Source organism: Enterobacter sp. 01-M-03-SI-ECC (assembly GCF_047530215.1).
In the GTDB taxonomy this organism is placed as follows: Bacteria; Pseudomonadota; Gammaproteobacteria; order Enterobacterales; family Enterobacteriaceae; genus Enterobacter; species Enterobacter chengduensis.
This window is the reverse complement of record NZ_JBLKDA010000027.1, coordinates 1-12,452: the sequence shown is the minus strand read 5'-3', so window position 1 is coordinate 12,452 and position 12,452 is coordinate 1. Positions and strand designations below refer to the sequence as shown.

The following is a 12,452-nucleotide window of genomic DNA, read 5'->3' as shown; positions in this document are numbered from 1 at the left end:
GCCAAACTTGGGTTCAGTCCTGATGTTGGCATTCCGTTCTGGGCGGCGTTGCTATCACTTGCTCCCATTATGCGAAAAGTGCCTGCTGATACAGATTAACGTCATATTCATGCATGCCGGTCTGCCGACACCAGTGCACGGGTTTTTTTCGGTCATTACAATACCGGGCAGGGGATTAAATCAGGGCGTGGTGTGACTGAGCAGCAGCTGGGACACTGTCAGCCGCTGGCAGATTTAACCCCCTTAATCTCCACACTGGGGTTGCCTCCTTAAGTTGGGTTTCATTTCGGGGTGAGGTTGCTAACTCTGCTCCCATAATTCGTAGTGTGCCTCCTCAAGAGATTAACACCTCATATCTTTAGACTGGACTGACGACAACGGTTCACAGTTAGGAAACGTATATCAGCACACCGGTGAGATAGATTTTAGGGTCTAAGCAAGAAATAGGGTAGGCGTGAAGATTCATTAATGGAGCTCTTAACTTCAAAGCGTAGAGAAGGAGACAAGAATCGTGGTTTAAACAGGTTGTGCATTAGGTATGGACTAGAGAGTCTGAGCTCACATCTGCAAGTTAAGCTCACAAAAAATCATAAAAAAGTAAACAAACATTAGCTTAAGATTGAAACTAAGGATAGAATTGTACGCATAACAAGGAAATGGACGCATTATACGTAAAGTTTACATATATGCGTAAAAGTCGGTTTTCAGTGCAAAAAGGTCATAACCATGAATTTACTTGAAAAGATCGCCCTCGTTGGTCAGCGCATGAAAAGCGAGCAGATTTCTCTAAAGGAATCTCTGATGGCTTCATCAAGAGTATCTGTTTCTGATGATAGTGTTGATGGTGTTGATAGACTGATCTATAACCACTGTTTGAATAAAAAAAATCTCTCTGATTTTTTTGGGAAGTCACGAGTAACGTTCAATAAAATACTTTCGGACTTAGAAGAAAAAGAACTTGTTGGTGCACCTATTTATCAAAACAAAAATCATCTTTACACCCGCTGGGATGTTCAAAAAATAATGGATGCCCTGGGTTATCCCAAGTACCGCGATCATTACTTTAGCAGAGCTATTGTTACTCAGAATCATAAAGGCGGTACAGGGAAAAGCACTACATCTGTAGCTTTAGCAGTAGCAGCTGCTTTAGATCTACAACTCAATGCACGTGTATTAATGATCGAATGGGACCCACAAGGTTCGATTGGAAGCAGCATGATTCAAAGTGTCTCAGAAGATGATGTCTTCCTTACAGCAATTGATGCAATCCTTGGAATTTATGAAGAAAATTCTGAGTATAAAAAATATTTAGATTCAGGATTCTCTGAAGAAGAAATCATCACTAATATGCCTTTTTCAACGCATCTGCCAAACTTGGACGTAATAACGGCTTTTCCGACAGATGCTCGTTTTAAAGATAAATACTGGCAATGTTCTAGAGAAGAACGTACGTCTTTGTTACTACGTTTCAAGGAAGTTATCTTACCGGTACTGAAGCAGAACTATGATTTGATTATTATAGACACTCCACCTGAAGATTCACCTTTGATCTGGGCTGCTGACGAAGCGGCCGATGGGATTCTTGTCGCAGTGTCACCACGTGAATATGATTACGCCTCTACTACAGACTTCATGCTTACAATAAGTGAAAGGTTTAAACAATCACCAAGTAAGGGCGACAATTTAAAATGGTTCAAAGTTCTTGCTGTCAATGTAGATGACAAAAGTCCATATGAAAGAATAGTTTTGGATAAATTAATCAGAACTGTTCAGGACCTTTTGATGTCCGCTAACATAAAAAATTCTGAAGCATTTAAGGCAGCTGCTTCCAAAGGGCGTACAGTGCTTGATATCAAAAAATCAGAGGAACTTTGTTCCGCAAAGCAGCTTGATGTCGCAGAAGAATCTGTATTACAGGTATATCAGCAATTTATAAATGAAATAAAAAGTTTTTCAGCTAAGCAAGGAGTTAACGCATGAGCGATGAGCAACATATCGGGAATGATAAATCTCGATATTTAAACGCACCAAAGCGGACAGAAGTCGGTCACCGTTCAGGTCTTGCGGGTTTGAAAACAGCACCTCGCATAAAAAAGTTATTCACTCTTCATAAGGGCCGGAGACTTGAAGCGGAACATGTGATTGTTCCAGCCCAGAGAGTGGAGAAGGAGACCTTAGTCCATCCAGCGAACCCACGAAATCAAGAAGCCCTTACAGATTATTCTGTTAGAGATATTCTTAAGCAGATTGAAGAAAGAGGGGTCGATACCGAAGGGATCGCTGTAAAAAGAGATGGGGTTTATTTATTAATAGAAGGAAGTCGCAGACGTTTCTGCTGTATAAAGGCAGAAAAGGATCTCCCCCTGTGGGTTCTTCCGGATGAACTAACCGAAGATGATATAAATTCAATTATATCCGCAGCACAAACATCTCGAAAATTTTCATATAGAGAAGTTGGGTTTCAATTTATCAAAAAAATGGAAGAAAAAGGATTTTCTACTAATGAAGAACTCGCAGCATATCTTGGGATTAGTCATGTATCGGTAGCCAAAAGAATCCAGGCGGCCCGTATTGACGAAACATTGATCTCTTTATTCCCGGATTATGAAGGAATCCCGAACTCCTATTATAGTCGCTTGTCTCGTTTACAGAAATATGTGCAAAAAAATCTATTTCCTTTAGATGAAGTAATAGATAATGTTAAAGAGGAAACAAAAGATTTAGACATTGGAGATCTCCAGGTTGCTCAAAAAGTTGTAATGGAAAAAATCACACAATCTGTGGAAAGTGTTTGTGAAAAAACTTATTCCACAAAATGGGAAACAAGTGATCTTATTACTTTTGATAACAAAGATAAGTATGCAAGAATCAGTAAAAACAATACTGGTAGAAAAATTCGCTTTGAATTCAATAGGATAAATGCGGGTTTTATTAAGGAACTAGAGGAGTTCATAAAAGAAAAATTAAAAGTACCAGAATAAATATTGAACTGCATCTTTATGATGCAGTTCATATGATTTATATTTTTAATTTCTTGTTATATTAATATGGGGTGTGCGCAGGTTCTGACATATAAGGTCTTAGTTCTATATGAACAGAAGCGCCATTCCCATCATTTACTACGTTTAAAGGTGCTTTTCCCGGCAATGACATAGTTGCAACGTCAGGTCCAGAAACAGCAAAATTATTTTCTGCTGAAGGCATTACTGTAAAAATCTTTATAGCAACATTTTCATGTCTAAATAATGAAATCCCAAAAGTAGAACCAGCTTCGGTATTGCTCACGTCCACAACCACAGGGGTTTTTCCTAGATATTCATTAGTTAGTATGTTTTTTACTAATGCCCCTTCCGGGACAGTATAGATACGGTATGGATATGCTAAAGCCGTGTGACAAAAACATATTAAAATAACAATTAATGTTTGTTTCATAGATTATCCTCATTCAAAAATAAAAGATATAACTCTTGAAAATCGTGGTTAGTAATTAGGTCCGCTTTTCCGGGAAAATCGTAACTAACAGAAAATAAAAGCGAAAGCGAATCTTTTCCTTTTGCTTTGGGAGAGATTCTGCTAAAAGCACGGTTAATAAACATAAGTTGATCTTCATTGTTGAAGCAAAGTCCAAGCATTCCAACCGTAGGAACTACGAATGTGCTTACGCTGCCTGGGGGCAAAAGTTGCTTACTACGGGCATTGTAAGCACAACGACTACCACCTAGCGTTAGGCCTGAAAGCTCAATAAAACTTCTGGTTCCATTCTTGGCGACAAGCCAAACATCAGTTCCTGAACTTTCGACACGTAAAGTAACTTTTCCGTCAGTAAAGGCCTCACTTTTATTGTATAGAATAGGGTCAAAACCAACTGTCGGGAGTTCTTCGATTTTACTTTCTACTGACTGACAACCAGTCAGTAATGCAAACAATAAAAGTGTGATAACTTTAATCATCCCGCTTCCTTAGATTGTTTTTGGCGCTCGTTATAAAAGATAATGATTCACCGGGGTAGAGAATTGTTTCTTTCGTCCAATAACCATAACCACCGAGGATATTTTTTCTTTTCTCAATATAAACGGGTTCAGAAAATACTAAATGTTGATATTTAGGAAGAGATAAGATTTCATATTTTCCTTGTCCAACTAAGAGGTAATTCTTCTCTTTAGGATTGATGGTTACTGGATTACCAACACTTTGAGGTATGTTAAGTTTTTTTATATTTAGGTCAGAATAGTCAGGAACGGACACTTGATCATTAGACGTATTTCCGGGAAGAGTAAACCCTTTACCCTGATCCGGTCCAAAGATGGCAATTATATCTTTGTTGTTTCTTGTGATCGAAACGATAGCCTGAAGGGGCGTATTAGCAAGGTCATTTATAAACGATATAGTTAGACTTGATTTTGGCTCGACCCAAACAATGCTTTTTCCGGATGTGCCTTCGCTTAATGCAATTTTTTCATTTAGTAAGATTTTATTTTTGGCAATGATATTATACTCAAGTTTTGGTATCACAATAAAAAGTGATTCTTTATTTGAAACATTCATGATTTCTAAGAAATTGGTTTTGGTCATGCTGGTCTTTAGAACAGGCCTATATTTACCATTTATAAACCACCTTCCGTTTATAAGCTCCGCTTTAGCAGATATAAGTGAATCACTTTTCTGTGCGGCAGAAGAAAAAGCATCTTTTCTATGCTCTTTCTCTTGATGTGGTGCAGCTGCTGCGTGAAGATGCAAAAGTAATGTTGAAATTGAGATAATCTTCCAATTTATCTTCATCTTGTTACCTCAATGTTGTTTTCAATCGAATCGAGTTCTAAAGGATAGGTTTTAAGTGAATAAAACTTGTTTGTTGTTTGTATTAGCTGATGACACAATAAAACTGGATTGTTCTTCATGATTATTTCTACTAATGTAAGTGCTGGTGAGTCAGTTTGCGGTATACCCGGAGCAACTATTACCTGGTCTTCTAATTTTGACATATAGAGTGATCCAGTATTTATATGCAAACAATTACCGATCAGTACTGGAAGATTGTTTTGAGTACGACCATGGGCTTTTCGAATGCTGTTTACAGGATTCCTACCTAGGACCATAAGGTTGACGTCATTTATCATCATTGGTATTACGGCATGGTCCATACCGAATAGAAACTGGCTCTGAAAAATATTCACATTGGCATAGTTGAATGCTTGAAGCGCATTATAAGTATCAGTGAATGATGTGCGGATAGGGGCGTAATCAGAAGGGCAAACCCCAATTTTTATATCGCCTTTTAGTAAAATCTGCATCATCGTACCAAGCTGGGTATTAAGAAGTTTTTTTACCTCTTCCTCTAAATAGTAACGATTCACAGCTTTATGCCACTTTCCGCCCATTACACACCATCTCTCATTGAGGTATGTGCTGGGGTAAAATGTTCTCCGGTCTTTGTTTAATGGTAACAATTTTTTTAACATTTCTTCTCCGGCTCCGGCAGCTGAGAAATGCCTCACAAAACGTCCATCGAAAAAGCCACTGTTTATCGCCTTCATCAATTCTATGGGTTCCGGCCCATAGTCAAACAAATTTCCAGTAGAGAAAATTACTATCTCTTCTTCTGGCTTTGTAACTGATTGGATCAAGTTGCACAGCGCAGAGTAATGTCCATGAGGATCTGCCAGAAAGAAAATCCTTCCGGAGAAGTTTGTAAGGTCTATAGTTTGGACGTGCTCAGCTGCCATAAATTCCTCTACGTATGTTTACATCGATGATACGGTATTTCGAACTATGATTTTTTTACAAAAAGGCGTCATTTTGGATTCTAAGCCTAAGGACCTTTGTTACTTACAGGTAAAGGCCCCAGTCCTGGCTCTCAAACAGTTCATACTTAGGATGCAAAGTAACTTTCTGATTATAATTGGCTCCTTTATAAACATGGTTAATACATGAATACAGGAAATTTAACGGTAAGGTATTTAAAATGGAAGGATGCTGAAATAACATAGACTTACGTATTTTTTTAATAGTGTTAATGTTGATAATAGGTCACCATTAATGTATAAAGTTAATATCTAATATGGTCCTATTAATAAAAGAGAGTTTTTATGGCTGAACTATTAAAATCTGAAAGTCCTGTTTCACCATCAGTGCAGGATATCACTGAAGCTTTAAAAATCGTTGTCGATGATGGAAGTAAAGCTGCAAAACTGGTTTGTCTTAATGAAAGAAACGAATTAGTTCCCTTGCTTACACAAAATAGTTTTGTTCCAGATTTCCGTGTTCGCCATGAGGGTCTCAATCCTTTTAACTATCTTATTGATGGGCTGGAAAGGTTTTCGCATCACAGCGAATCTAGTAACTCACTGGAATCGACTGATGTATCTCACCAATACGATGAAATTAGCCGGTTAAATGTTCACCATGCACTTCATGCTTCTGGTTTAGTTCCTCAGGATGTTCACCTCTTTGTTACTTTACCACTTAGCCAGTTCTATACTGCTTTAGGGGAAACGAATATTGAAAATATTCAGAGAAAAAAAGATAATCTGATGAAACCAGTAGAGCGTTATCTTGACGGTAAACGCTATTCTTTTAACGTTTTGTCTGTGACTGTTTTCCCTGAATCTTTACCAGCTGTGACCCGGGCAGATGAAATTGAGGATATTGCTTCATTTGAATCAAGTTTGGTAATTGATCTTGGTGGTACTACTCTTGATGTTGCAAGTATTACTGGGCAATTAGAACAGATTTCGAAAGTAAAAGGTTTTGACCGTATTGGTTGTTCTATTGTTTACGATGAGATCAGCAGGTATCTTGAATCTGAGAAACTGAATACGAGTAATGCTTACATTCATCATCTTGTTGATAATCGTCATGATAAATCAGCTTTGAAGGTTGCAGAGGACAAGCGTGACGGTGTTTTTGATGCGGTAAACTCTGCGGTACAGAAGTTGCAAAGTAAAGTAATCAGAGCGGTTACACAAGTCGAAGAGAGGCCTCATAATGTTTTCCTTGTTGGGGGAGGTTCATATCTCATCGAAACAGCTATTCGTAAACATTTTGAAACGGCTAAAGTTATCATGGTAGACAATCCGCAGTTCGCATTATCTTTGGCAATTGCTGATACTATTTATTCAGAATAATGAGCTAGAACATGGCTAAATACCCTATCTCAAATAAGGCAGATAACGACCGGATTCAGATCCGGTCTTTCTGGATATCCGAAAGAAAAGCACCCTATGTTTATAGTTTCTTGAAAAAAACAGAACTTTGTCATAGGGGTGACCAACTGGATTTAATTAGGTCGGCTATTAGTACCGGGTTGGTATTAAATAATTTATTTCCTGACTTGGCAAATTTTATAAATGGTTTAAACGAAAGATTAACACTTGCAGATCTTAATAGGTTTCTGAATGATGGAAATACTATAGATACTGAACCTAAGCCTCCTATTAATGTATTGCTAGAGAATGTCTTAGATCAAAAGTTTATGGAGTATTTAACACCTCTACAATTAGATAATTCAAAGCAGGATTCTGTTTCTGTAAAAGAAACCTTCCTTGTACAAAAGGAACATGCCTGCTTTGGTGTGAAGATTGAAAATGAGGGAAGCGATACCTCTATACCATCTGAAAGCCCACTTTCTTCAGGTGCATGGCTTTGTTGAATAAATCGAACTTTTGCTGAGTTGAAGGATCAGATCACGCATCTTCCCGACAACGCAGACCGTTCCGTGGCAAAGCAAAAGTTCAAAATCACCAACTGGCCCACCTACAATAAAGCCCTCATCAACCGTGGCTCCATAACTTTCTGGCTGGATGATGAAGCTATTCAGGCCTGGTATGAGTCAGCAACACCTTCTTCACGAGGCAGACCTCAGCGCTATTCTGACCTTGCCATCACGACTGTGCTGGTCATTAAACGCGTATTCAGGCTGACCCTGCGCGCTGCGCAGGGCTTTATTGATTCCATTTTTTCTCTGATGAACGTTCCGCTACGCTGCCCGGATTACAGCTGTGTCAGCAGGCGGGCAAAGTCGGTTAATGTCAGTTTCAAAACGTCCACCCGGGGTGAAATCGCACACCTGGTAATTGATTCCACCGGGCTGAAGGTCTTCGGTGAAGGCGAGTGGAAAGTCAAAAAGCATGGCCAGGAACGCCGCCGTATCTGGCGTAAGCTGCATCTCGCCGTTGACAGTAAAACACATGAAATCATCTGCGCTGACCTGTCGCTGAACAATGTTACGGACTCAGAGGCCTTCCCCGGGTTAATCCGGCAAACCCACCGGAAAATCAGGTCAGCCGCCGCCGATGGCGCTTACGATACCCGGCTATGTCACGATGAACTGCGGCGTAAGAAAATCAGCGCGCTTATCCCTCCCCGAAAAGGTGCGGGTTACTGGCCCGGTGAATATGCAGACCGTAACCGTGCAGTGGCTAATCAGCGAATGACCGGGAGTAATGCGCGGTGGAAATGGACAACAGATTACAACCGTCGCTCGATAGCGGAAACGGCGATGTACCGGGTAAAACAGCTGTTCGGGGGTTCACTGACGCTGCGTGACTACGATGGTCAGGTTGCGGAGGCTATGGCCCTGGTACGAGCGCTGAACAAAATGACGAAAGCAGGTATGCCTGAAAGCGTGCGTATTGCCTGAAAACACAACCCGCTACGGGGGAGACTTACCCGAAATCTGATTTATTCAACAAAGCCCAGGTGCATCCAAAATTTCAAAAGAAAAGTCCATTTCCTCTGTGGTGCCAGTGCTAGAAAAAGTATCGGATGAAAATCAAACCGCCTCCATAAGCATAAAATCTAAAGCTAAGGCAAACAAGCGACTAGCGACTTTGGCAAGATAGGTGAGAGACAGTACAATCGACTTCTGAGTTCAACTTGTCTTACCAGGAAAGCCAGCATACTTGCTGGCCTTTTTTTTGTTATAATAAACTCAGGCTTCAGCTGAATCTGTAAAATTACTGTTAATGAAACGGTATTTTAGGTTAATTTGGATGCTGTTACAGGAAGTGCGGATTTTTCCTAAATTTGTAAAAAACCTAAGAATTATCTTAATAAATCTGGTACTTAATTATTATTTTACGTAAAAAGTCTTTGTGGTTTAATGGTTATGTAAGGATTTTTTGATACCCTTATACCCGATGGACCTAAGGTCACTGACAACGATGTTCATGTAGAATCTTCGTTTCTGTAATCCCTTTTGTCCTTGTCCCAAATGATTGATTATTATAATAAAGGCTGATCGAATGCTATCTCGCAACTCACTAATACATGGTTTACGCCGAGACCAGTTAATCGGAGTTCTGACTATTTCAGAGTTTCCGGTAGTTATGGTAGAAAGCCACTTCATTCAGTCTGAGGTTATGGGAATAAAACCCGTAATTTTTAATATTGATGAGCTTCTTGTTTCTATATCCCCAATTTCCTCTCTTAAGTTCGATTGGGAGTGGGCCCCAGTTGATACAATACTCATTGAAGTTATCATTCCACCTGTAGAGTCAGACCTTGTAAGTGCAGAAAATGACTTCCTCCGTGATTCTGGTATTGGCCATATCCAGTGCGAGCCTGGCGGAGCATCAATACGACGTACAGTTACCTTCGTTGGTGGAATAACCGCTGATAACTTACTGTATCAGTTGAGGCTTATGTGCGTAAGCGCGTTAAAACTTTTAGGAGAGGAACTGGGGGATGAAGTCTAAGATTAGATATGTTTTATCTGGTTTTGTTGTGTTATGTGCATTTGCTGGAGTTTATAAAATCCTAAACAATGTTCCGGTTAAACCTGACCTTTTGGACTTCACTGGAAACACATTTAAAAAGACATCACTCTTCCTGCCATGTGATAAAAGCTCGCCTTCTTTAAACATTAAAATTGCTGATAACGAGAAAATCGTGATCAACGGCATCGCTTCAAAAGTAACTTTTGTTGAAAAGGCTGACCCCGTCAAAAGCCCTGGTTTTTGTGATGATCTTGATCTAAACAATTCTCGCCTTGTACATACGGCATCTTACAGCCTGGTGATTTCTGAAACCAAAACAGGATTTACACTATCAAATTTCAAGCATCTTGCCGATGATGAATCATTAGGCGGTATGTGGTTTTATCAAAAGTGACTTTTTATATGGCAACTTCAGACTTCGCTCTTAAAAACCATAATGTTAAAGCATTTGGTCAGGATGCAGCCCTTGTCATTGAGATGAACAATGAAGATGTTAGCTCATCAAAACCTTCACCTTTTTCAAATGAGATTGATAATTATTATCTTACATTGCACGTCGCTCCAAGGAACGCAAAAAAAGATTATGACTGGGGCTCAAACCGTTCTGTACTTCTAAAATTGTCGACGAATGAAGTTATGCAGATGGCATCTGTATTTCTTAGAATCATGCATACTTTAAAGATTGATAAGAGGAAAACCTCACATCATGGCCACGTCGTATACAAAAATATAAGCGTTACCCCAAACGAGAGGGGCGGTTTGTTGTTATCCGCAGGGATAGTTCCAGTCGATAAAGATGGCTTAAAACCCTTCATGCACATGGTCCCCGTCTCACAAATGGATTGCGTTAAAATTGGCCTCTACATACTTGGATATCTTGCTCAAAAAACGCCCTGGGTAAGCTCCGAGTCTATAATTACCGCGCTTCGCTTATCTGAAGCCAAGAATTCAAAATAGCGCATTAACATACGGAATATACGGAAAAATACAGGTTTTTTTAAATGTTATACGAACGGATATTTCTGTTTTTCATCGTAAAGTGAGTTTAATTTTGCTCAGAAAAACAGGTATTCGTCATGAGAAAATCAGGTTTAGGTTTAGCCCTGTTGTTTTCTTTAATTGCTCCGATTAAAGCGGTCTATGCTGAAGCGATTATGATTTCAGGAAAGCTACAGGCTGATTTGCCAGCCGTATCCTTTGACCCGGGGCCGGGCGACTTTGTTGCATACGTTAATTCTAACACTATCACTGCCTCAGGTGCAGGCACAGCCTGTAATGTAACGGTTGATGATCGAGCGACTTCCTCTGTTGATAACCTCGTTTGTTTTTTTGAGTGGTTACCCAATACCTTGGGATTAACTTCTAACGGCTTCACTCTTTCAGGCGTTCCCAACACCACCGGTGATTTAAAACTACCTTACAAGATTTCTTACTTCTCTGGTTCTGAACGGAAAAAAGTTGAAATAGTAAAAGGTGAATATTCAATCAAAAGTGTGGCACCGGTAAAACCAACTATCACCGGTCTTAAATCATCCCTGAACGGATTAGTCTATGACGGCTTTTCTTTCAAATCGTATTTAAAGGATGAAGCGATCAAAGATATCGCTGTTTCTGTTGAACCCCGCAATTATATTCAATACATCTCAATAGGTTCAGGCTCCGCCTGTGAAGTACCTATTGGCGGAACTTCCTGTACCATTGAAGTTGGAAGCATTAAGGCCAGTGATACAGATGAACTTTTGGGTTCACGTGATATCACAATTACAGCAAACTCTAAGAATAATTATTTCGCACCTCCTGAATCCAAAAAGCTTGTTGTTAACTGGGATTATCGGCCTCCTGTAGTAGACCATACACTTTGGAATTTTACCGATGAGGCTAAAACAATCAAAGTAGGTGGCCAGGACATCTATACCGGAGCCAAAACCGTTGCTGTGGCCGTTAAGGTACCCCAGCAAGAAACAGAAGGTGAATGGTGGCTCCCAACAGCTATGTCGCTCACTATGACTCCGGATGGCGTGTTTAAGCCGACGACTAAAGTGACTTTAGATGATGGCACTGAGATTGATTTCAAACAGTCCTGGGCAACCCCTTTACGTAGAACTTTACAGCCGGTAAGTGGACCTCAAAAAGTCGGTGATGAGTACCTCTATATCTTTGACTTAACGGATCTTATAAACGGGTCCTACGCAGCGACTTTTACAGTAGAAAATACGAGCAAAAACTCTTCTACGTACACTGAGCCTGAAAGCAAACTGATGCTGTCTGATAACCCAACGCTTATGGTTCTCAAAGATGGGCAGGTATTAACTAAACGAGCACCCGTATACTTCCTGAACGAGATTATCGTTGCAGCTTTCCAGGGGCAGGCTGGGGTTGCTGACATAAAATCAGTAACAATAGACAACAAAGTAGTTTCGTTAACACCTACAAATTATAAAGGTATTTACTACCTGCCGGTTGGAGACGATTTAGCAGTTAATTCGGATCACGAGATTACTGTGGTGGCTGAAAACCTTTATGGAAAAAACGTAAATTTCAGTACCGTGTTCACTTATCAACCTACTGGATTCACTCTTAAGAATCTGGAAAAAAACGTAACTCTTTACTCGCGCTGGATTGGCCCCTATATTTCCATACACTTTTTATCACTTAACCCATGACTGGTTCGTCGCCGCAGATATTCCCGTGGCGAACGATACCCCAGTGCACTATGCGGATGCCATTCGTTGTAAT

12 protein-coding genes and 1 pseudogene are annotated in these 12,452 nt (G+C 39.9%); 9 read left to right on the top strand and 4 right to left on the bottom strand.

The genetic code is table 11. The features are described from left to right. The first annotated feature begins 726 nt into the window (after window positions 1-726). Together ACMWKK_RS20350 and ACMWKK_RS20345 are read left to right on the top strand one after the other, a co-directional pair. Window positions 727-1,980: a ParA family protein gene (locus tag ACMWKK_RS20350; RefSeq protein WP_001050364.1), complete on the top strand. Its 1,254-nt coding sequence runs from the start codon at window positions 727-729 to the stop codon at window positions 1,978-1,980. Next, on the top strand, window positions 1,977-2,981 hold the full coding sequence (locus ACMWKK_RS20345; protein WP_031942295.1) for a ParB family protein: 1,005 nt from the start codon (window positions 1,977-1,979) through the stop codon (window positions 2,979-2,981). The genes ACMWKK_RS20350 and ACMWKK_RS20345 overlap by 4 nt, the downstream gene beginning before the upstream one ends. Before the next feature lie 61 nt (window positions 2,982-3,042). On the opposite strand, the gene ACMWKK_RS20340 is transcribed toward ACMWKK_RS20345, so the two are convergent. The 4 genes from ACMWKK_RS20340 to ACMWKK_RS20325 are packed head-to-tail and all read right to left on the bottom strand — an operon-like array spanning window position 3,043 to window position 5,723. Then, window positions 3,043-3,432, bottom strand: a complete 390-nt coding sequence (locus ACMWKK_RS20340; protein WP_000815011.1) for a hypothetical protein — start codon at window positions 3,430-3,432, stop codon at window positions 3,043-3,045. Further along, on the bottom strand, window positions 3,429-3,950 hold the full coding sequence (locus tag ACMWKK_RS20335) for a hypothetical protein (RefSeq protein ID WP_000598517.1): 522 nt from the start codon (window positions 3,948-3,950) through the stop codon (window positions 3,429-3,431). The genes ACMWKK_RS20340 and ACMWKK_RS20335 overlap by 4 nt, the downstream gene beginning before the upstream one ends. Further along, window positions 3,943-4,779, bottom strand: a complete 837-nt coding sequence (locus tag ACMWKK_RS20330; RefSeq protein WP_000700976.1) for a hypothetical protein — start codon at window positions 4,777-4,779, stop codon at window positions 3,943-3,945. Before ACMWKK_RS20330 ends, ACMWKK_RS20335 begins: the two co-directional genes overlap by 8 nt. Next, entirely contained in the window at window positions 4,776-5,723 is a 948-nt protein-coding gene (locus tag ACMWKK_RS20325) for a metallophosphoesterase (RefSeq protein WP_000718595.1), read from the bottom strand. Before ACMWKK_RS20325 ends, ACMWKK_RS20330 begins: the two co-directional genes overlap by 4 nt. A 363-nt stretch (window positions 5,724-6,086) precedes the next feature. On the opposite strand from ACMWKK_RS20325, the gene parM reads away from it, so the two are divergent. The 7 genes and pseudogenes from parM to ACMWKK_RS20290 all read left to right on the top strand — a co-directional run. Then, window positions 6,087-7,124, top strand: a complete 1,038-nt coding sequence (parM, locus tag ACMWKK_RS20320; protein WP_000818954.1) for a plasmid segregation protein ParM domain-containing protein — start codon at window positions 6,087-6,089, stop codon at window positions 7,122-7,124. An 11-nt stretch (window positions 7,125-7,135) separates the two neighbouring features. Continuing rightward, complete coding sequence (locus ACMWKK_RS20315) at window positions 7,136-7,648, top strand: hypothetical protein (protein WP_031942296.1); 513 nt, start codon at window positions 7,136-7,138, stop codon at window positions 7,646-7,648. A gap of 21 nt (window positions 7,649-7,669) precedes the next feature. After that, window positions 7,670-8,638, top strand: a complete 969-nt coding sequence (locus ACMWKK_RS20310) for an IS5-like element IS903B family transposase (RefSeq protein WP_031942297.1) — start codon at window positions 7,670-7,672, stop codon at window positions 8,636-8,638. 604 nt (window positions 8,639-9,242) lie between these two features. Then, on the top strand, window positions 9,243-9,695 hold the full coding sequence (gene hdtA, locus ACMWKK_RS20305) for a H transfer determinant A (RefSeq protein WP_000952689.1): 453 nt from the start codon (window positions 9,243-9,245) through the stop codon (window positions 9,693-9,695). Further along, window positions 9,685-10,110 (top strand): hypothetical protein, encoded by a 426-nt coding sequence (locus ACMWKK_RS20300; protein ID WP_000836981.1) that lies wholly within the window; start codon window positions 9,685-9,687, stop codon window positions 10,108-10,110. Before hdtA ends, ACMWKK_RS20300 begins: the two co-directional genes overlap by 11 nt. Before the next feature lie 8 nt (window positions 10,111-10,118). Beyond that, window positions 10,119-10,673 (top strand): plasmid transfer protein, encoded by a 555-nt coding sequence (locus ACMWKK_RS20295; protein WP_000235773.1) that lies wholly within the window; start codon window positions 10,119-10,121, stop codon window positions 10,671-10,673. 119 nt (window positions 10,674-10,792) lie between these two features. Continuing rightward, window positions 10,793-12,331, top strand: a pseudogene (locus tag ACMWKK_RS20290) (hypothetical protein); the annotation flags it as partial. Window positions 12,332-12,452 lie beyond the last annotated feature (121 nt).

Coding starts and splice junctions, on each gene's coding strand:
- parM (WP_000818954.1), top strand. CDS start 6,087: ATGGCTGAACTATTAAAATCTGAAAGTCCTGTTTCACCATCAGTGCAG.
- ACMWKK_RS20330 (WP_000700976.1), bottom strand. CDS start 4,779: ATGAAGATAAATTGGAAGATTATCTCAATTTCAACATTACTTTTGCAT.
- ACMWKK_RS20340 (WP_000815011.1), bottom strand. CDS start 3,432: ATGAAACAAACATTAATTGTTATTTTAATATGTTTTTGTCACACGGCT.
- ACMWKK_RS20335 (WP_000598517.1), bottom strand. CDS start 3,950: ATGATTAAAGTTATCACACTTTTATTGTTTGCATTACTGACTGGTTGT.
- ACMWKK_RS20315 (WP_031942296.1), top strand. CDS start 7,136: ATGGCTAAATACCCTATCTCAAATAAGGCAGATAACGACCGGATTCAG.
- ACMWKK_RS20300 (WP_000836981.1), top strand. CDS start 9,685: ATGAAGTCTAAGATTAGATATGTTTTATCTGGTTTTGTTGTGTTATGT.
- hdtA (WP_000952689.1), top strand. CDS start 9,243: ATGCTATCTCGCAACTCACTAATACATGGTTTACGCCGAGACCAGTTA.
- ACMWKK_RS20295 (WP_000235773.1), top strand. CDS start 10,119: ATGGCAACTTCAGACTTCGCTCTTAAAAACCATAATGTTAAAGCATTT.
- ACMWKK_RS20325 (WP_000718595.1), bottom strand. CDS start 5,723: ATGGCAGCTGAGCACGTCCAAACTATAGACCTTACAAACTTCTCCGGA.
- ACMWKK_RS20350 (WP_001050364.1), top strand. CDS start 727: ATGAATTTACTTGAAAAGATCGCCCTCGTTGGTCAGCGCATGAAAAGC.
- ACMWKK_RS20345 (WP_031942295.1), top strand. CDS start 1,977: ATGAGCGATGAGCAACATATCGGGAATGATAAATCTCGATATTTAAAC.